Annotated in this window: 20 protein-coding genes; all 20 read left to right on the forward strand. The window is 37.2% G+C overall.

What is annotated here, in order from left to right; translation table 11 throughout:
* Nucleotides 1-104: 104 nt before the first annotated feature.
* The 20 genes from NMG63_RS02720 (at nt 105) to rsmH (ending at nt 20,526) form a co-directional block, all read left to right on the forward strand.
* The gene (locus NMG63_RS02720) at nt 105-1,844 is read left to right on the forward strand and encodes a septation ring formation regulator EzrA (RefSeq protein ID WP_254007412.1); all 1,740 of its coding nucleotides are present in this window, start codon (nt 105-107) and stop codon (nt 1,842-1,844) included.
* Nucleotides 1,825-2,973 carry a cysteine desulfurase family protein gene (locus NMG63_RS02725; protein WP_254007450.1) on the forward strand — a complete coding sequence of 383 codons (1,149 nt, stop codon included), beginning with the start codon at nt 1,825-1,827 and terminating at the stop codon, nt 2,971-2,973. The genes NMG63_RS02720 and NMG63_RS02725 overlap by 20 nt, the downstream gene beginning before the upstream one ends.
* Nucleotides 2,960-4,162 carry a tRNA uracil 4-sulfurtransferase ThiI gene (thiI, locus tag NMG63_RS02730; protein ID WP_123171690.1) on the forward strand — a complete coding sequence of 401 codons (1,203 nt, stop codon included), beginning with the start codon at nt 2,960-2,962 and terminating at the stop codon, nt 4,160-4,162. Before NMG63_RS02725 ends, thiI begins: the two co-directional genes overlap by 14 nt.
* Nucleotides 4,163-4,171: 9 nt before the next feature.
* Nucleotides 4,172-5,467, forward strand: coding sequence for a signal recognition particle protein (gene ffh, locus NMG63_RS02735; protein ID WP_123171689.1), 1,296 nt, complete (start codon nt 4,172-4,174; stop codon nt 5,465-5,467).
* Nucleotides 5,468-5,718: 251 nt separating this feature from the next.
* Complete coding sequence (gene rplS, locus NMG63_RS02740) at nt 5,719-6,066, forward strand: 50S ribosomal protein L19 (RefSeq protein WP_003773145.1); 348 nt, start codon at nt 5,719-5,721, stop codon at nt 6,064-6,066.
* Nucleotides 6,067-6,115: 49 nt separating this feature from the next.
* Nucleotides 6,116-6,676 (forward strand): signal peptidase I, encoded by a 561-nt coding sequence (lepB, locus tag NMG63_RS02745; protein WP_003773146.1) that lies wholly within the window; start codon nt 6,116-6,118, stop codon nt 6,674-6,676.
* Between the two features lie 12 nt (nt 6,677-6,688).
* On the forward strand, nt 6,689-7,522 hold the full coding sequence (gene ylqF / locus NMG63_RS02750) for a ribosome biogenesis GTPase YlqF (RefSeq protein ID WP_013852720.1): 834 nt from the start codon (nt 6,689-6,691) through the stop codon (nt 7,520-7,522).
* Complete coding sequence (gene rnhB / locus NMG63_RS02755) at nt 7,507-8,121, forward strand: ribonuclease HII (protein WP_238000322.1); 615 nt, start codon at nt 7,507-7,509, stop codon at nt 8,119-8,121. The genes ylqF and rnhB overlap by 16 nt, the downstream gene beginning before the upstream one ends.
* 40 nt (nt 8,122-8,161) lie before the next feature.
* Complete coding sequence (gene dprA, locus NMG63_RS02760) at nt 8,162-8,890, forward strand: DNA-processing protein DprA (RefSeq protein WP_123171687.1); 729 nt, start codon at nt 8,162-8,164, stop codon at nt 8,888-8,890.
* Nucleotides 8,891-8,907: 17 nt separating this feature from the next.
* Complete coding sequence (gene topA / locus NMG63_RS02765; protein WP_254007413.1) at nt 8,908-10,962, forward strand: type I DNA topoisomerase; 2,055 nt, start codon at nt 8,908-8,910, stop codon at nt 10,960-10,962.
* Nucleotides 10,963-11,086: 124 nt separating this feature from the next.
* Complete coding sequence (gene trmFO, locus NMG63_RS02770; protein WP_254007414.1) at nt 11,087-12,376, forward strand: methylenetetrahydrofolate--tRNA-(uracil(54)-C(5))-methyltransferase (FADH(2)-oxidizing) TrmFO; 1,290 nt, start codon at nt 11,087-11,089, stop codon at nt 12,374-12,376.
* A 59-nt stretch (nt 12,377-12,435) separates the two neighbouring features.
* Nucleotides 12,436-13,326: a site-specific tyrosine recombinase/integron integrase gene (gene xerA / locus NMG63_RS02775; RefSeq protein ID WP_123171684.1), complete on the forward strand. Its 891-nt coding sequence runs from the start codon at nt 12,436-12,438 to the stop codon at nt 13,324-13,326.
* Between the two features lie 414 nt (nt 13,327-13,740).
* A complete protein-coding gene (locus tag NMG63_RS02780) occupies nt 13,741-14,250 on the forward strand; it encodes a YceD family protein (RefSeq protein WP_003773154.1) in 510 nt (169 codons plus the stop codon).
* 14 nt (nt 14,251-14,264) lie between these two features.
* A complete protein-coding gene (rpmF, locus tag NMG63_RS02785) occupies nt 14,265-14,411 on the forward strand; it encodes a 50S ribosomal protein L32 (protein ID WP_003773155.1) in 147 nt (48 codons plus the stop codon).
* 74 nt (nt 14,412-14,485) lie between these two features.
* Nucleotides 14,486-15,871, forward strand: coding sequence for an LCP family protein (locus NMG63_RS02790; RefSeq protein WP_254007415.1), 1,386 nt, complete (start codon nt 14,486-14,488; stop codon nt 15,869-15,871).
* Complete coding sequence (locus NMG63_RS02795) at nt 15,871-16,587, forward strand: CBS domain-containing protein (protein ID WP_254007416.1); 717 nt, start codon at nt 15,871-15,873, stop codon at nt 16,585-16,587. Before NMG63_RS02790 ends, NMG63_RS02795 begins: the two co-directional genes overlap by 1 nt.
* A 54-nt stretch (nt 16,588-16,641) precedes the next feature.
* Nucleotides 16,642-17,523: a UDP-N-acetylmuramate dehydrogenase gene (gene murB, locus NMG63_RS02800; protein ID WP_123171681.1), complete on the forward strand. Its 882-nt coding sequence runs from the start codon at nt 16,642-16,644 to the stop codon at nt 17,521-17,523.
* A gap of 1 nt (nt 17,524) precedes the next feature.
* Nucleotides 17,525-19,045, forward strand: coding sequence for a murein biosynthesis integral membrane protein MurJ (gene murJ / locus NMG63_RS02805; protein ID WP_254007417.1), 1,521 nt, complete (start codon nt 17,525-17,527; stop codon nt 19,043-19,045).
* 141 nt (nt 19,046-19,186) lie between these two features.
* The gene (gene mraZ / locus NMG63_RS02810; RefSeq protein WP_254007418.1) at nt 19,187-19,615 is read left to right on the forward strand and encodes a division/cell wall cluster transcriptional repressor MraZ; all 429 of its coding nucleotides are present in this window, start codon (nt 19,187-19,189) and stop codon (nt 19,613-19,615) included.
* Nucleotides 19,615-20,526, forward strand: coding sequence for a 16S rRNA (cytosine(1402)-N(4))-methyltransferase RsmH (rsmH, locus tag NMG63_RS02815; protein WP_254007419.1), 912 nt, complete (start codon nt 19,615-19,617; stop codon nt 20,524-20,526). Before mraZ ends, rsmH begins: the two co-directional genes overlap by 1 nt.
* The last annotated feature ends 2 nt before the right edge of the window (nt 20,527-20,528 follow it).

The following is a 20,528-nucleotide window of genomic DNA, read 5'->3' on the forward strand; positions in this document are numbered from 1 at the left end:
AAATATGACGCTTATATAATATACCTAAATTGAGGTGAAAAGTCAACGAAACGCATTTAAGAACCACGCTATCTATGGTACAATAAATTCAACGAGGTGAACGTATGAATTTTCAGATGATATTAAAGTTAATGAATGACTACAAATATATAATTGCTGTTGTCCTAGTGCTGTTAATCATTGGTGTTTTTGTCTACATACGTATGGCTAAAAAACGTCGATTAAATAAAGCCTTTGAGACCTTAGAGGTTCGATACAACGAGCTCATGAGTATTCCGGTGCTGTTTAAAATTAATAAAGCAAACGGATTGGCTAAGTTAAATCCAGATGTTGAGAAAAAAGTTTCGGAGTGTAAGGCAGAATTCAGTGAAATTAATGCGCGACAAGAAGAAATTTCTGATGCGCTCGCGGATTCAGAAGATGCACTTGCCTTTGGGAAACTGAAAGAAGCATCAAAGCACCTGTCTCTTTTAGATGGCTTAATTACCCAGTCCATGGAGCAAACTGTTTCACTTAATGACAATCTCGAAACGTTACTCGAGCAAGAAACACGACAACGCATGGAAATCACTTCTTTAAAAGATCGTTTTAGAGAATTGAAGAAAAATGCAATTGAAAATACTTCCGGTTTAGGTGATGCTTTCCCTACAATTGAAGATCAAATTAAAGAAATTGAACAAAACTTTTCCATTTTTGAAGAATGGATGTATGCTTCTGATTTTATGAAAGCACAAGAAATTAGTGAAGAAACACGTGGATCAATTGATGATTTGGAAACAAAGATTACTGAAATTCCAAAACTATATGAACATGCGAAAGGCTTGATTCCTCAATTACTTGATGAGGTGTCAAAGCTTTATCAAGGTGTTCGTCAAAACGGGGTTTTTGTGGAACATCTTGAAGTTCCAAAAAACATTGGTGTTCTCAGTGAAATTTTAAAAGATGATCTCATTAACATTGGTCAAGGTGAAATTGAAAAGTCACGAACCAGTCTTAAAGAGAGTCAAAAACGCTTAGAGCAACTTGCACTCTCGATTCAAAAAGAAGATAAGGCTCAACGCGAGGTAGATTCACTGAGCGAAGAGGTGTTCGAGAATTTAGAATTCCTTGTGGATAGCATCGCCAAAATGTGTAAGGATGCACATAAAGTTGAAACACGATTTAATTTTGATGGATATACAGAAAATGTGGGCGTATTCTCGCAACGCATTCAAGAATTTAGTGATTCGGGCGTTAAGGTTTCAAGAATGATTGAGGAAGAAAAGATTCCTGCCTCAACAATCCTGATATCACTTCAAGAACTCGGTCAAGATGTTGCAATGCTTAAAGATGAGTATCTCGTTATGAATGAAAAAGTGGAACGTGCAAATGCAGATGAAGTTCGAGCAACGAAACAACTTCTTAAACTCCACCTTATCATTAACGATGTTCAAGTAAGGATTCAAAAACGTTCCTTACCTTCAATATCCGACAAGTATGCTTCGGATTTGGAACGAGCATACAAATATACTGATCAAGTAAAAGAAATGCTTGGACAAGATGTAATTGATGTTAAGCTTTTAAACGCTACTGTTGATGAAGCAATCGATTATATCTATAAACTACACAACAACGTCAATAATTTAGTGGGTGTGGTCGACATGTGTGAAAATGCAATCGTTTATGCAAATAAATTTAGAGCTTTTGTCCCAGATATCGATGCCGAGTTAACCCGTGCAGAGTTATCCTTCAATAGTGGTGATTATACACAGAGTTTGACTACAATCATTAATTCTATTGATCGATACAGACCAAATACGGCTTATGAGGAGATGATTCGTGACAATGCAAAAAGCGCACGATAAACCAATATATTTAGATTATTCAAGTACAACACCAACGCGTCCTGAAATTCTCAAGGATGCGTTGGTAATTATGGAAAAGTATTATGAAAACGCAGACTCGCTCCACTATGGTGGACAACGCGTATCAGACCTTGTAGTGCAATCTCGTGATGCATTAGCAAAAATGCTTGGAGTGCTTCCTCATGAGATTTTTTTCACGTCTGGAGCCAGTGAGTCAAACAGTACGGCGATCAAAGGAATTGCCCTTGCAAACCGTCATCGTGGTAAACATATCATTACAACATGTGTTGAACACAGCTCAGTAATGGGTGCGGTACAACAATTAAAAGAAGAATTTGGCTTTGAAGTAGATTATTTGGGTGTTGATACGAAAGGTTGTATTTCACTTGATGAATTAAAACAAAAACTTCGTAAAGACACTATATTAGTTTCTGTTATGGCAGTAAACAATGAAGTAGGGAGCATGACAGATGTTCAAGAAGTAGCCCGAATAACAAAAAAATATTCGAGTGCTTACGTTCATATTGATGGAGTTCAGGCGCTCGCGAGACATGATTTCCCTATGAAACAAATTGACAGTGTTTCCTATTCTGCGCATAAAATTTATGGATTAAAGGGAAGCGGACTTCTTGTGAAAAAAGCAAATGTTAATTGCTTGCCACTTGTAAATGGGGGACAGCAAGAAGGCGGCCTACGTGGTGGAACATTGGATAATGTTTCTGCGATTTTATGGGCTAAAACACTCCGTTTAGCAGTTGAAGACCACAAACGTTCAATTAATGATATAATACGCATGAATAAATTTTTATACGATACTTTTGATGGAATGGAGAACATCCACATTAACTCAGATATTAACGGTTCGCCGTATATCTTTAATATGTCTGTTTTAAATGTTGGATCGGAAATAATGATGAATGGATTAAATGCAAAAGGCATTTACGTATCTGCACAAAGTACGTGTAATTCGAAATCGTTGGAACCTTCACATGTATTAAAAGCCATGGGTTGTGATGAAACGTGCGCACTGACAAGTGTACGCATTAGTTTATCGCATTTAACAACAATGGAAGAACTCGAAAAAGTTTGTGAAACAATATTGGAGATTAAAAATTATGTACAACACTAATTATGAATTTATTGTTTGCCGCTATGGTGAACTGTCAACAAAAGGGAAAAATCGTCGTAACTTTACAGCGCAACTTGTGCGTAATGTACGCTCGCAACTTGTTGCATTCCCAAATCTCACATATCGTGAGACGTATGACCGTCTTTATATCACTTTAAACGGTGAAGATGGCCTTGCCGTAAGTGATGAACTTCGTCACGTATTTGGTTTGAGTTCTTTTTCTCTTGCAGTTAAAGTGGAACGAGACCTTGATCTTATTGCTGATGTAGCTGCAGAAATGATTCAAAAAGAAGAAGGCAAAGCAACTTTTAAAGTTATTGCACGTCGTCATGACAAATCTTACGAACATATTTCAGATGTAATTAACCGCCATGTTGCAACGAAAATATTACAAACAACAGACTTTAAAGTTGATGTGCGTAAACCAGATGTAGGAATTATCATCGAAGTTCGCAGTGACTCAGCATACATTATGATGGGGCGGGTTGAAGGTGCTGGTGGATATCCCGTTGGAATCCAAGGTAAAGTTATGGTTATGCTTTCAGGTGGAATCGATTCTCCTGTAGCTGCATATCTTATGATGAAGCGTGGTGTCCGTATTGAAGCAATTCATTTTGCATCACCACCATATACTTCAGATGAAGCACAAAAAAAAGTTATGGATCTTGCGCAACAACTTACAAATTACCAAGACCACATTCGCATTAATGTTGTGCCATTTACCGATGTACAACTTGAAATTTATAAAAAAGTGCCAGAAAGTTATGCGATCACTATGATGCGTCGCTTTATGTTGCGTATTGCTGAGCGTCTTGCATTCCGACGCAATTGCTTAGCAATTGCGAACGGTGAAAGCTTGGGGCAAGTTGCATCACAAACACTTCATAGTATGAAAGAAATTACGAATATTGGAACCTTGCCAATCTTACGTCCACTCATTACATACGATAAAGTTGAAATCATTGATTTAGCTCGTAAAATTGATACGTATGAAACATCAATTTTACCATTTGAAGATTGTTGTACAATTTTTACACCTAAAAACCCTACAACGAAACCTCATGGGGATAAAATTTTACGATTTGAAGAGGGACTCGATATTGATGCGCTTGTTGATGAAGCAATCAAAAATATCGAAGTAGTAGAAGTTACAAAGAAAAAACAAGAAGATACACCATCGTTCTTATAGGAGGAAGTTATGGCATTCGATAATTTAACAAACCGATTACAAGATACATTTAGAAATATGACCGGAAAGGGAAAACTTTCTGAAAAAAATATAACTGATGCTTTAAGTGAAATTCGAATTTCACTTTTAGAAGCAGACGTAAGCTTAGATGTTATTAATGAACTTTTAGAACATACTCGTAGTGAAGCACTTGGAATGAAAGTTACACGTGATGTGGAACCTTCTCAAATGTTTGTAAAGATTGTTAATGATAAATTAATTGAAATTTTAGGTGAAGAAAAGTCTGAACTGAATTTTAATCAAAAACCAGGAATTTTAATGATGGTTGGTTTGCAAGGTTCAGGGAAAACAACTACAATTGCTAAAATTGCAAACAAACTTAACAAAGAAGGAAAAAAAGTATTGTTGGTTGCAGCTGACTTAGCACGTCCAGCAGCGATTGAGCAACTCAAAATACTTGGTACGCAAATCGGTGTTGAAGTATTTGCACAAGAAAACAGTACACCTGTTGAAGTTGTAAAGAATGCACTTGCACACGGTAAAGATTTCGATCTTATCCTTATCGATACAGCGGGGCGTTTACAAATTGATGACGCTTTGATGCAACAACTTGTAGACATTCAAGCACTTACAAAACCTGATGAGATTTTACTCAGTGTTGATGCAATGAGTGGTCAGGATGTAATTCATGTCGCTAATGGGTTTAAAGAGAAATTAAATATTACAGGGTTAGTCGCTACAAAATTTGACGGTGATTCCCGTGGTGGCTCAATTCTTTCGGTTCGTTATATGACCCAAGTCCCTGTAAAATTTGTCGGGGTTGGTGAAGGTATTGAAGAGTTGGATGAGTTTTATCCAGATCGAACCGCTTCTCGTATCTTAGGTATGGGAGATATCGTAAGTCTTGTAGAAAAAGCACAAGAAAAAATGGATATTGAAGCTTCTGAGCGTTCAGCAGAGCGCATGATGAAGGGGCAATTTACACTTGATGACATGTTAATTCAATTGCAACAAGTCTCTAAGATGGGGCCATTATCAGGGCTTATGAAAATGATGCCAGGTGCTAACCAATTAGCAGGGCAAATCGATGATGCAGATGCTTCAAGTACGATGAAGAAAACAGAAGCAATGATTTTAAGTATGACGCCTGAAGAACGCAATGATCCTAAAATTATTCGTTCAACACGTAAACGTCGTATTGCTGAGGGTTCTGGTACATCTACAACAGATGTTAACCGTCTGTTAAGCCAATATGAAAAAATGCAAAAACAGATGAAGATGTTATCTCGTTTCATGGGGAAATAGTCTCATTTTATAATAATAAACAATCAGAAACAGCATGAGGATGCGGTATTTCCACGGTAATATCAATTCTAAATGTTTTGATTTAAATCGTGAAAACGTACTTCGTACACGGTGTTTGTTTCATATTTAAATTTAACTTGATTATTTAAGCCGTTTATGATAAATTATATAGGCTTAAAGCACTCTGGTTCCGCTGTTGGAATCATTATGAACCAGTTTTAACATATATAGACAGAAAAAGGAGAATTACTATGTCATTAGCATTAGTACAAGAAATTACAAAGTCACAATTACGTAACGACATTCCTGAATTCCGTCCTGGATGTACAGTACGCGTAGACGTTAAGATCCAAGAAGGTGGAAAGACACGTATTCAAGCATTTGAAGGTGTTGTTATTAAAACTCAAGGAACTGGAATCTCAGAATCATTTACAGTTCGTAAAATGTCATCAGGAATTGGTGTGGAACGTACATTCCCAATCAACTCACCTATTATTGACAGCGTAACTGTATTACGTAAAGGTAAAGTACGTCGTTCAAAACTATACTACTTACGTGACCGTTCAGGTAAATCAGCACGTATTAAAGAAATTCGTTAGTATTAGCCGTATTTATACGGCTTTTTCTTTATTGTAGGGAGGGTATGAAATGAATAAAGGCGATGATAAGTTTTTAATCGCGGTTAAAGACTTTATTAAAAGCATGGTAATTAGTCTTGTTTTAGTTATTTTAGTAACGCAATTTATTGCGCGTCCTGTTCGGGTAGAAGGTTTATCCATGTACCCGAGTCTTAACGATAAAGAATTAGGCTTTTCAAATATTTTAAGCATGAAAATGAAAGATCCAGAGCGCTTTGATGTTCTTGTGCTCTATCTTGATTCGCAAAAAAAACATATTGTGAAACGTGTTATTGGTTTGCCCGGTGAAGTTGTGGAAATTCGTGATGAGAAGTTGTACATCGATGGAAAAGAAGTTGAACAACCGTTCTTAGATACGGATTACGTTCGAGAAATGACTTCAACGGGAAAAGAGTTTTCACGTGATTTTGGTCCGATTAAAGTTCCTGAGGGTGAGTATTTTATGCTCGGGGACAATCGTATTCGTTCCAGTGACTCACGTGATTATGGAACGTTTAAACGTGATGCAATTAAGAGTAAAGACGTATTTGTCTTTGTTCCATTTAATAAAATAAGAACAGTAGGAAAATAGGAGCGTGATTTGATGTCACAGGTACATTGGTTTCCGGGTCATATGGCAAAAGCGATTCGATTGATTGAAGAACAAATCAAAGTCGTTGATTTTGTCATCGAATGTCGTGATGCACGTGCACCGATGTCGACTCGAAATCCTGTTTTGTCACGGTCAATTGGACAAAAGAAACGTCTTATTGTTTTGACAAAGAAAGATTTAGCGGACCCAAAGCAAAGTGAAAAATGGGTAGAAAAGCTCGAATCTGAAGGGAATGTCGTACTTTTGGTGGACGTTATTAACGATCCCGTACGTAAAATGATTATTGAAAAGACGGATATCGTCTTAAAAGAGAAACGTGAACGCGATAAACGTCGTGGGATTCGTCCTCGAACTGCACGTGCATTAATTGTAGGTGTTCCTAATGTTGGGAAATCCAGCGTTATAAATAAAATATCTGCACGTAAAGCTGCAGGTGTTGAAAATAGACCGGGTGTTACACAATCACTAAAACTGATTCGCGTAACACAAGATCTTGAATTGGTTGATACACCAGGTGTATTATGGCCAAAATTTGAAAGTGAAGAGATGGGTATTATTTGTGCTGTTATTGGATCGGTTAAAGATACTGGGTATCCAATGGCGCTTGTCACTGATTATGCACGTGACTATTACATTCAATATAAACCCGAAGAATTAAAGCGACGATATGAACTCGAATCGTTTGATGATTTTTATGATCAAGTGGGTCGTTATCGCGGACTTCTCGGAGAAGGCGGAACGGTGAATGATGATAAAACGCGCGTTGCATTTTTAAGTGATATTCAAAATGGACGGATTGGACGCATTACATGGGATCGCTTATAGATGAATTTGAAGTCAATTATTGGGAACAAGGGAAACTTGTTGTCGGGATTGACGAAGCGGGTCGTGGCCCGATGGCGGGTCCTTGTGTCGTATCAGGTGTTATTTTCCCAAAAGGGTATTATGATGCTCGTATTAACGATTCGAAGCAGTTAAGCGAAAAGCAACGCGATGAATTGGTATCGATTATCGAATCGAATGCATTATGGACGTTTACGGAAATAATTCCAGTTGATATTATCGATCGTGATAATATCTATCGTGCAACTCAAAATGCCATGAAAAAAATAGCCATCGAAAGTAAGGCTGATATTGTGTTAACGGATGCGATGCCATTAGATGATATCGCGATTCCAGTTGAGGCAATTGTTAAAGGTGATGCGCGTTCACTTTCGATAGCGGCTGCAAGCATTCTTGCTAAAACAGTTCGAGATGGTCTGATGAAAGTTTACGATCTTGAGTTTCCAGAGTATGGTTTTGCCAAACATAAAGGATACGGTACGAAACAACATAAAGAAGCAATTCTTAAATTTGGTCGTTGCCCCATTCATCGTAAATCTTTTCGATTTAAAGACGAGACACAAATATCATTTGATATTTAGGTCTTGTTTTTTTTATTGCTTAACTATTATTGGTGATAATGTGAGAAATTACTTAAAAAATCTTGCAATACATTTACGAGGGGATTATCCTAGTATATGTCGTTTCATTCATGAGGGTCGTAATGTTCCCTCCTATGAGTATCAAGGAAATTATATTTGTTATGGTGATCGCGCTTATCCAAGTAGTTTTTATGAATTGGATTGTCCGCCATTTGTAATTTTTTATGAAGGGAATCTTTCATTTTTAAATGAACAATGTATTGCTGTAATTGGTTCAAGAACTCCCAGCGAATATGCACTAAGAATGACTGAGGCTTTTGTTGGAAATGTAAGGGAGCATTATACAATTGTTTCAGGTCTTGCATATGGTATTGATATCACAGCACATCGAGCAGCACTTGATTTTCAATCGATAGCTGTGGTAGGGTGTGGTTTAGATATATGTTACCCCTCAAAGCATCGAGTTGAGTTTGAATTTATGAAAAATAATCATTTAGTCATTTCGGAGTATCCAAAGGGTGTGCATCCGCATAAGCATTATTTTCCTTTTCGAAATCGATTGATTGCCGCTTTGTCTCAAAGTGTGTATGTCATGAGTGCATTTGTTCGCAGTGGAACTATGCACACGGTTAATGAAGCATTAAAGTTGAACCGAAGAGTTATATGTCTTCCTCATAATCTTGATGATATCACAGGTGCTGGATGCAACCTTTTGATTCAAGAGGGAGCCGAGGTGTTGACAAACCTCGAAGATTTATCCAATATATAAACTAAGGAGTGTTGGCTATGAAAAATTTAGTAATTGTGGAGTCACCTTCAAAATCTAAAACAATTGAGAAGTATCTTGGTGAGGATTTTGAAGTTGTTTCTTCAAAAGGTCATATTCGAGATTTAGCGACGACTGGTAAAGGTGGTCTCGGTGTAGACTTCGATAATGACTTTGAAGCAACATATAAAATAAGTAAAGATAAGAAAGATGTTGTTAAGGAATTAAAAGCAAAAGCGAAAAAAGCAGATGCTGTTTATCTTGCAACTGACCCTGACCGTGAGGGAGAGGCGATTTCTTGGCATCTTGCGAATGAATTAGGCGTTGATCTTGATCAGGATAATCGAGTTGTTTTTAATGAGATCACCAAAGATGCTGTTTTAAGTGCATTCGAATCACCACGTCATATTGATATGAACTTGGTGAAATCACAAGAAACACGTCGGATTTTAGACCGCATTATTGGTTTTAAATTGTCTAAGTTATTACAAGCTAAGATTAAAAGTAAAAGTGCAGGACGCGTTCAATCTGTAGCGTTAAAACTAATTGTTGATCGCGAAAAAGAAATTGACGCATTTACACCTGAAGAATACTGGTCAGTGCTTGCGTTCTTTGAGAATGAAGGAAATATCATTGAAACTAGTGCAGAACGTTTCAAAGGTAAAAAGTTAAAGCTCACAAATGAAGCAGAAGCACAAGCTGTGCTCGATGCAGCTCAAGGGTCCTTTAACATTACGAAACTTGAGAAGAAAAAACGCAAGAAGGAATCAAAACTTCCTTTCATTACTTCCACACTTCAACAAGAAGCATCAACACGTCTTGGTTTTCCCGCAAAGAAAACAATGCGTGTTGCTCAAAAACTCTATGAAGGAATTCAGATGGGTGCGGATACAGAAGGTTTAATTACTTATATGCGTACCGATTCAACGCGACTCAGTAATGTTTTTGTTGAAGATGCAAAAGCATTTATCGTTGAAGAATACGGAAAAGAATATTTAGGTAAATACCGTCAAGGTAAAAAGACTGAAAATACACAGGATGCTCATGAGGCTATCCGACCAACAAGTATTTCTCGTCGTCCTGAAGAAGTTAAATCTTACCTAACACCGGATGAATACAAATTATATCGCTTTATTTACTATCGAACACTTGCATCCTTAATGGCACCATCCATTTCTGATTCAGTAAGTGTAGTTTTTAGTCAAAATGATTATGACTTCAACGGTAGTGGATCCATCATGACCTTTGACGGTTACTTAAAAGTATATGAGTACGAAAAAACTACTGATAAAGTAATGGGAGAGTTGGATGAGGCGAAGGTATATAATGCGCAAAAAGTTGAAAAGAACCAACACTTTACACAACCACCTGCACGTTATACTGAAGCGCGTTTAATTAAAGAACTTGAGGAATTGGGTATTGGTCGACCAAGTACCTACTCAATGATTTTAGAAACGATTGTTTATCGTGCCTATGCAACGTTTGGTGCCGTTTCTGAGACATCGAAAACGAAGGTCTTTAAACCTACAGATCAAGGGATTTTAACGAACGAAAAACTTCAAGAACACTTCTCGGATATTATTAATGTTCACTACACAGCGAATATGGAAGATGAATTAGACCGTATTGCGGAAGGTGAAGAAAATAATGTTGAAGCGTTACAGCGTTTTGTAGATAAGTTCTATCCATTGCTTGAAGAAGCAGATGAAAAAATGGAAAAGATTGAAGTTGAAAAAGTTGGTGAAGTTTGTCCCGATTGTGGCGGCGAGCTTGTTTACCGATTTGGTCGTTATGGAAAATTCATAGCTTGTGGAAACTTCCCAGAGTGTCGTTATAATCGCGCCTTGGATCAAGATAAACGTCCCGAGCCTGAAAAGACTGGGGAAGTCTGTCCAGACTGCGGTGAACCCTTAGTAAAGCGTAAGAGTCGTTATGGTACATTCTTTGTAGGATGTTCTGGGTTCCCTAAATGTCGTTATATTCAACCTAATGAAAATGCAAAAAAACCAAAAACAAAAAAACCCGAAGAAGTGTCAGCGGAACATGAATCTTTAGGTGAAGAAATTAAAGATTAATTAACGAGCTGACATCCATTATTAAATTATGGTGCATTAAACGCGTTTGTATTTGATGCATCGCGTATAATTTAAAATGTATGTCAGTTTTCTTTGGCATAAAATTAAGATAAGGAAGGTAATTATGAAACAACCTCAAGTTAGAGTAATAGGTGCAGGATTGGCAGGGAGCGAAGCTGCATACCAACTTGCAAAACGTGGATTTGTCGTAGAACTTGTGGAGATGCGTCCTGTTAAAATGACGGCTGCGCACGTTACGGAGCATTTCGCAGAACTTGTTTGTTCAAATTCATTTCGTTCTGATGATTTAAATAACGCCGTAGGACTTCTTAAAGAAGAAATGCGTCGATTTGATAGTATTATTATGAAATCGGCGGATGAGCATCGTTTGCCTGCGGGAAGTGCGTTAGCTGTAGACCGTGTTGGTTTTAGTGAGAAAGTATCGGAAAAAATTTCGAAAATGGATAACATCATCATATCAAATCTTGAAATGACCGAACTGGACGATTTACCAACAATCGTTGCGACCGGTCCATTAACATCTGATAATTTTTCGAAATACTTGATGAATTATCTTGGACAATCGGAGATGTATTTTTATGATGCGATTGCACCGATTGTATCGGTAGACGGTATTAATTTTGATATTGCGTATCGTAAATCACGTTACGATAAAGGGGATGGTCAAGATTATATTAACTGTCCAATGGATCGTGATCAATTTGAAGCATTCCATCGCGCTATTCTAGAAGCAGAAGAAGCACCCATGCGTGATTTTGAAGATGTTAAAGTTTTTGAAGGCTGTATGCCTGTTGAGGTAATGGCACGTCGTGGTATTAAAACAATGTTATTTGGTCCATTAAAACCCGTAGGTTTGGAAAAACCGGATGGCACGCGTCCATATGCAGTAGTCCAATTACGTCAAGATAACGCAGCAGGATCTCTATATAACTTAGTAGGATTTCAAACGCGTTTAAAATGGGGTGATCAAAAACGGATTATTCAAATGATTCCTGGTTTGGAAAATGCAGAAATCGTTCGTTATGGTGTGATGCATCGTAATACATTCATCAAATCGCCTTTACTTTTAAATCATCACTATCAATCAAAAACTCAGCCATCGCTTTTCTTTGCAGGACAAGTAAGTGGTGTGGAAGGGTATGTTGAATCGGCTGCAAGTGGACTTGTTGCGGCACTTAACATGGCACAATTCCTAAAACAAGAACCACTTATTGATTTTCCTCAAGAAACGGTAATGGGTTCAATGGCTTATTATATTTCACATGCAAATCCGTCACAGTTCCAACCTATGAATGCGAACTTTGGAATTGTATCGAATCGATTAAAAGATCGTGAAGCAATGTCTGTTCGAAGTCTTGCGCACATCGATAAATTTGTTTCTCAGTTTGGATAAGACACTTCGGTGTCTTTTTTTATTTAGATTAGCGTATAATAAAAACAAGAGGTGATTGAATGAAAACAGAAGAACTTGTTATGGATTTTATGCGTCATATTGCGATTACAAACACATCTTCAGAACATACCAATGTTGCCTATGAACGTGACATTCGTCAATTTCTCGACTTTATTGAAGGGCAAGCAGTTCATGAAGTAGATCGCTTGATGGCATATGATTACTTAAATATGCTTTATGATTCAAATCTTTCCAGTTCAAGTGTAGCGCGAAAAATTTCCACACTTCGTTCATTCTATAAATTTTTACAAATTAATCACGGACTAACTGATAATCCCTTCCAACAAATTAAAATTAAACGTCAAGGAAGACACCTACCACATTTCTTAATGTTTGATGAAATCGAAACTTTATTATTAAGTTGTGATGAGTCTGTTTTAGGTGTTCGTAATCAGGTCATGATTGAATTAATGTATGCTTGTGGTTTGCGTGTGAGCGAAGTTGTGGATTTACAAATTCATGATTTAGATCTCACCGAGCGCTCGCTGCGTGTAATTGGAAAAGGCAATAAAGAGCGTCAGCTTTTCTTTTATGAATCCCTTGTACCTAAACTTTGGTCCTATCTTAATCTCTATCGTCCTCAATTTCCGAATGTTTCGGATACTGAAGCTGTTTTTTTGAATCAAAGAGGCAAGCCGCTTACGCCACGAGGAATACAACACATTCTAGAGCACCAAGGTAAGACCGCAGGACTTCGAATGAAGTTACACCCGCATATGTTGCGTCACAGCTTTGCGACGCATTTATTGGACAATGGTGCGAGCTTGCGTGTGGTTCAGACATTGTTAGGTCATGAGTCACTGAGCACGACTCAAATCTATACGCATGTGAGTATGCAAAAAATTAAAGAAGTATATGATGATGCGATTGAAAAAATACCACTCACATAATCTTACATACTTTTCGTATAATTCTTACATATTGTTTGTGTATGATTCATATGTAAGAAGAAACTCTTACGCGTATGATTCCTCTTCTCCTTTATTCATATCCCCTTATGAATAACCAAAAATCATACATAATCTTTCCCCTTATAAATAAATAGTAAAAAAAGAGAAGCAAATAATAGAGCTTTTCTTTTTTTTGCGTAGAATTCGCAAGACCCTTAAAATAAATATATCTTGACTTGTTGCGGTATTAAGGATATAAAGAGTATGTTATTTTAGTTTTACAATTATATAAGTTGTACAAAATTAAGGTTGAATTTACAAAAAAACGAATCATCGAAAACATGAACGGTTTTTGTTTGACATTCCAGTTTGTAATCTATATAATTAAGTAGCGTTAAAGAGTAGGGTGAGAGTATGAAATTTTATAGAGCTGATTTAGATCGGTTAAAATCACCACGTTTAGAAATAGACGAGGAAATAATCATCGATCAAGATCTCTTGAAAGGTTTTTCTCTATGTACTGCTTTACGTGAGATCTTCGCAGTAGGTCATGGTTATTATGACGAACACACTTCAAAATTAATTACTGATCTGACAATAGAAGGTATTATGACAGTACCTTGCGCCATTACATTAGAACCTTTTGATATTGAATTTTCGATACCAGTTGGTGATGTGTTTAGCTTCGAGAAACTCGAAGATGACGAAGTAGGTATTGAAATTGAAGGTGAAGAGCTTGATCTTGATCCATATTTATTGGATTCTATCTTAGCTGCAGTTCCCCTAAAGGCAATCCATCCGGATCTTAAGGAATATCCAGAGGGAGAAGGCTGGCAGGTTATGACTGAAGAAGATTATACAAAAGAGAAGAGTCAAGAGATTGATCCTAGACTTGCAAAACTAAAAGACTTTAAGTTTGATTAAATGGAGGTGAGACGATGGCAGTTCCAAAAAGACGCACATCTAAAGCAAGAAAAAACAAACGTCGTACACATTATAAATTACCTAATGTGACATTAGCTAAAGATCCTCAAACTGGGGAGTGGAAATTACCACACCGTGCAAATCGCGACGAGGTTAAATAATATAATTAAGTCTTGGATATCCAAGATTTTTTTATGTGAAAATATGGGAAAATTTGGGAAAGTGAGTGTTTATTATGAATCGTAAATCAGTCGTTTTCGGTCCATTGGTAGTAATTTTTTCATTCGCATGCTTAGCATGTGTTTTAGTATTTACGAAGTATATGCCGATACGGAATCGTCTTATAATATTAGTAGTGGCGGTTATCGGTGCAATGGTTGTTATGATTGTAACGAAACGGCCATTTTGGCGTTATTTAATTGCGATTTGTATTCTCGTAACCAGTGTTTTTGTATTCAGTTCTCAAAAATTTGTGGACCAAATGGCTGATACGAAAGAGTATGAACTCATAAAATACGATTTACTTCGCATGAAAGATCACGAATTTGAGAAAAATCCAGTTATTGGTTTATATGGTGTTAAAGAAAATCATTTGGAAGCAATATCAGAGGATCTAAAAAGCGAATTAGGGACGGATCGATTCAAGAAGTTTTCAGATATAGATGATGTAGTTTCATCATTCTATGCTCAAGACATCGACGGTCTTTTTGTTAATAAGGCGATGCTTGCGAATTTATCATTTCTATATCCCGATTTTATGAAAGATACGATTTTGGTAAACAGTTATGAATATCGCTTAAGCCGTGATTCGATTGTGAAACATGTTGATGTACTAAAAGAACCGTTCACAATCTATCTCAGTGGGATTGATGTTTATGGTGATGTGGTAACTCGATCTCGAAGTGATATGAATCTTTTGTTATCGGTCAATCCAAAAACAAATGAAGTATTGACGGTGTCGGTTCCCCGTGATACTTATGTGCCTTTAGGATGTGAAAACGGTGAGTTGGATAAATTGACACATGCGGGTCTTTACGGGGTTACCTGTTCCGTAAAGACCCTTGAAAAATTATTTAATATTGATATTAACTATTATATTCGCGTTAATTTTACGGGCTTGGTTCAAATTGTTGATACACTAGAGGGTGTTGATGTTCTATCTCATTATGATTTCATTACTGAAAATGGTGATGTGTTCGTTAAGGGTATAAATCATGTTGATGGTGAGAAGGCTTTGGCGTTTGCACGGGAGCGCGATCATGTTGAATATGGTGATGTTGCTCGGGGATTGCATCATCAAGAATTGGTTAAAGCAATTTTTGAAAAAGCAACGCAAACCGAAAATATTATCAAAGCACCACAATTAACAGGACTTGTGAGTCAAGTTGTTGATACGAACCTCGATGATGGAAGTATTTCTAAGTTAATTTCTAAACAAATTGAAACCAGTGATAAGTGGCATTTTGAAGAAGATTATCTCCGCGGTGAAGGCGATATGCAACCGACATACAGTCAGGATGGACGTTATAAATATTATGTTTATTGGCCTTCTGATGAAAGTGTCGCTTCGTTACAAAAACAAATTAGCGATTTAATTGTCGCAAATAAGGAGGGATCGTAGTGGGAGATACCACAGCGAATTCAGTTTTATTTTTAAATGCTTTTGTACAAATTGAAATGTATTTACGTAATCTATTAAACAATCCCAGTGTTGGGTTTGTGCAAATGGTTCATATGGGTGCTCGCAAAGATGAAGTAATTCGTCATTTTCAAACAGATTTAGTTGAATATGCTCAATTGCGTAATGCGATTGTTCATAACCGCGGTGGTAACGAAGAAGCGATTGCCGAACCGCATGACTCAGTTGTAACGCATATTCAATCGATTGTATCAAAAATCCAAGATCGTAAGACGGTGATGGACTTAGTCCGTGAGAAACCATTTAGTGTAAGCTCGGATATGTTATTGCTCGATATGGTTAAGCAACAAAAACATCAACACTATTCCGCGATTCCGGTGTATAATAATCATGTTTATGTGGGTGTTGTGCATCCGAGATTGTATCAAAGACTTATGGAGGATGCTTCACGGACGTCGTATGATTTAGCCGTAATACGTGTTGACGAATTATTACAATATTATCAACCGGATGATCGGGTCGTTTTTGTTCCATTGTCAATGTCGATTCCTGAGTTGTTGGAGGTCTATGAGACCAATCATAATCGTGGAAAAAGTGTCATTGCCATTATTGTTACAGAAACTGGAAAACAAAATGAAAAACCGCTCGGTATTTTTACGGTTGCGGATTTACCAATTCTTATACGTGAACTTGAATAATTGAACAGTAACGTGTATATTTATCTTTGGTAACACTATATAAAAGGAGTTCTTATGGCAGATTATTTTGTGATGAAAAATGCGTCGTTAAAACGCTATAATACAATGAGGTTAGATGTAACAGCAGAGACAGTGATTATTCCTCATACTGTTGACGGATTGGTGGAAGCATTACGCGACCATACAGGAAAGCGCATTGTTCTTGTTGGGAATGGATCAAACATGATTTTTTCTCAAGAACATTATGATGAAAATACCGTATTTATTATTACGATTTTATTAAATGATTTAGAGATTGTTGATAATGAGATTGTTGCGGAATCAGGCGTTCGTTTAAACCGACTTGCTTGGTTTGCTTGTGAGCAATCTTTAGGTGATATGGAATTCTGTGAAGATATTCCAGGAACTGTTGGTGGTGCATTAATTATGAATGCAGGTCAATGGCAATATGCGATTGGACAATTCGTAAATTGGATTGAAGTATTCAACTATGAAACACAAGAAGTTGAACGATTGGTTCCGGATGAAGCGTTTTTCGGCTACCGTTATTCACGTTTAAATGACTTACCAGTTTATGTATTACGAAGTGGTTTGAAAACAATTGAAGGCGATTATAATCAAGCACTTGAAAAAATGCTTTATTACCGTCATGAACGTTATGTAAAACAACCACGTAATTACGCGAATGCAGGAAGTGTTTTCAAGCGTCCTAAAGATAAAGATGGTGAATCACTGTTTGTTTGGAAACTTTTTGATGGTGTTGATCTTCGTGGATTCCGTGTGGGTGATGCGATGGTTTCTGAGAAGCACCCTGGTTTTATTGTGAATGTTGGTCATGCTTCCGTTGATGATGTTCATGCAGTAATTCAAGAATGTAAAAAACGTGTTAAAGATGAATACGATGTTGATCTAGAACTAGAATGGCGTGTAATCTAACATGAAAAAAACGACGATTATTGTAATGTTTATCGGTGTCTTGTCTAAAGTATTAGGCTTTATCCGTGATATTACCTTATCTTCAATGTTTGGTATGGGTGCAATTACGGATGCCTTTAATGCTTCAGTAGCAATCCCTACAGTTGTATTGTCTGTTATTGGTTCTGCATTGATTACAGGTGTGATCCCAATGCTGACGAAGATTTCTCATGAAGACAAAAAGCGAGGCGATCGTTTCGCAAGTAATGTCCTCAATATTATGATTGTATTTTCTTTAGCACTCTCACTCTTTATGTTTTTAGTTCCAGAAGTGGTTCTGAAAATTGTAGCAGGTGGATTTAAAGGTGAAACCTTGGCGTATGCTGTTGTGTTTGTACGAACTCTGGCTTTAGGTGTTTTCTCAGTAGCGGTGATGCAATTAGGAACCGGATATCTTAATGTCAAAGGGAATTTTGTGGTTCCAGCAATGGTCACCATTCCGATGAATCTTATTGTGATAGCTGGAATTGCAATTAGTAGTAAAGCTGGGAATGCTTATATTCTTGGTTATGCGCAATTAATTGCATTGATTGTACAGGCAATAATTATTCTATTCTTTATGTGGCGTAGTGGTTTTGTATACCATGCCGTGATTGATTTAAAAGATGATGATTTACGTTCAATGGTTGCTTTAGCGTTACCGTTAGTCTTATCCTCGTTCTTAGGTCAATTCAATGATATTGTCATGAAGAATTACGCTACCGTTTTGCAGGGTGAAGGTGGATACAGTTACATGACGTATGCCACAAAACTGATTGGTTTTGTGCAAGGGATCTTTATTATCGCGATTCTTCAAGTAACATATCCTACGATTGCAAAGAGTGTTGTGGAAAAAGATATGCGTAAAGTGAACGACTCAATTAATGATGCTGTCTTAATGATCGCATTGTTTGTATTACCAGCAATGGTAGGGTTTGTGACCTTAGCACGCGGAATCGTAGAGTTTGTGTTCCTTCGTGGTGCTGTAACGCCTGCAGATATTTCTGTAATTGTTCCAATCTTTATTTGTGATACGATTGTGCTCTTTGCTTATGCGATGCGAGAATTAATGTTCCGCATCCACTATGCATATCATGATATGAAAGGTCCTGTACGCAATACAGTTCTCGTATCGGTCCTGTTTGTAGTTGGGATGGTCGTGTTTAGTTTTATATTTGGAAAATTCGGAATGCCTCTAGCTGGCTTATCGTTTGCATACTCCTTGGCGGCGCTTATATCATGTGTACCGCTTTATAAGAGCATGAAAAAACATATCCCACGATCGCGTTTGCGATTTATTGCATTGGATTTTATTAAGATTACCTTAGCAGCATTCATTATGGGTGTTGTGGTTGTATTGGTGAAAAGTCCAATTCAATACCTCATTCCAAGTAAGTTATCCACCATTGTAATCATACTTGTGGCTGGTTTGGCTTATTTAATCGCAATCTTGGCTTTTAAAGTTCAATTTGTGCGGAATTTAATCTTAAGTTTTCTGAAATAATCGTGAAATGATGTTTAAAACGCTCTAGGAGTGGCTTATGCCACTCCTTTTTCTATGAGTTGATTTCTTCCCATATATCAGGTGATATGTTACAATAGTGGTACAAAGTGGTAAGAAGTGGAGGAAAGTGGGGACAATTCAATGTTTATTGGAGAATATCAGCACAATATCGATACCAAAGGAAGAATCATTGTTCCCGCTAAATTCCGTGAGGAGCTCGGCGAAGCAACGATCGTTACGCGTTGGCTCGATGGATGCCTCGCACTTTACACACTTGAACAATGGCAACAAGTTTACGAAAACTTAAAAAAGTTGCCATCAACGAAACGAGAAGTTCGTATGTATACACATATGATCATGTCCAAGGCCGCCGAATGTGATTTAGATTCACAAGGTCGTATTCGTATTCCAGCTCATTTAACTCAGGAAGCAAAGTTAACCAAAAATTGTGTTGTGGTTGGCGTTAGTGATCATGTTGAGATTTGGGATCAAACGCGATGGACGGATTACTGTGAAGCTGCGAGCGAGAATTTTGAAGAAATAGCAGAATCGCTAACGGAGTTTTTCTAATGAAACATATATCAGTCATGCTTAATGAAACAATTGAATTATTAAATATTAATCCAGAAGGAATATATGTTGATGCAACATTAGGTGCCGGTGGTCATAGCTATGAGATTTGCAAGCAGTTGACAACAGGAAGACTCATTGGATTTGATAAAGATTTGGATGCGATTGAACGCACTTCAAAACGACTTGAGTTTTTCGGGGATAAAGTTACCATGGTTCATGGAAGTTATACACAACTTACCGAAAAGTTAAATGAGTTAGGGATTGATCAAGTGGATGGCGTACTTTTTGATTTAGGCGTTTCATCACCACAGTTTGACGATGCAGAACGTGGATTTAGTTATCGTTTTGATAGCAGATTGGATATGCGTATGGATCAAACCCAAGCACTTAGTGCTTATGAAGTCGTCAATGAATATGAAGAAGAACAATTGGTTCAGATTCTTAAAGATAATTCGGATGAGCGTTATGCACGCCGAATTGTTAAGAATATTATTGAGAATAGACCTGTAGAAACAACATTTGAACTTGTTGAACTGATAAAACGTTCTTATCCTGGAAAAGATCTAAAAAAAGGACATCCAGCTAAGAAAACATTTCAAGCCTTACGTATCGAAGTGAACAATGAGTTTGAAGAAGTCAAAGATGCAGTTGAACAAGCGGTCCATGTCATTAAGCCAGGTGGCCGTGTCGTTGTTATTACATTCCATTCTATCGAGGATAGAATTGTTAAACGAATCTTCAGTAACTACGGTAAACCTAAAAAGGTTGATCCGAGATTACCAATAATTGAAGAACAAGTACTTAATTATAAATTGGTTTCAAAGGCACTCAAGGCCTCTACAGAAGAATTAGAGTTTAATAATCGCGCACATAGTGCAATCTTAAGAGGGATCGAGAGGGTGAAATAATT

The sequence above is a fragment of the Erysipelothrix amsterdamensis genome, from assembly GCF_940143175.1.
Taxonomy (GTDB): Bacteria; Bacillota_I; Bacilli_A; order Erysipelotrichales; family Erysipelotrichaceae; genus Erysipelothrix; species Erysipelothrix amsterdamensis.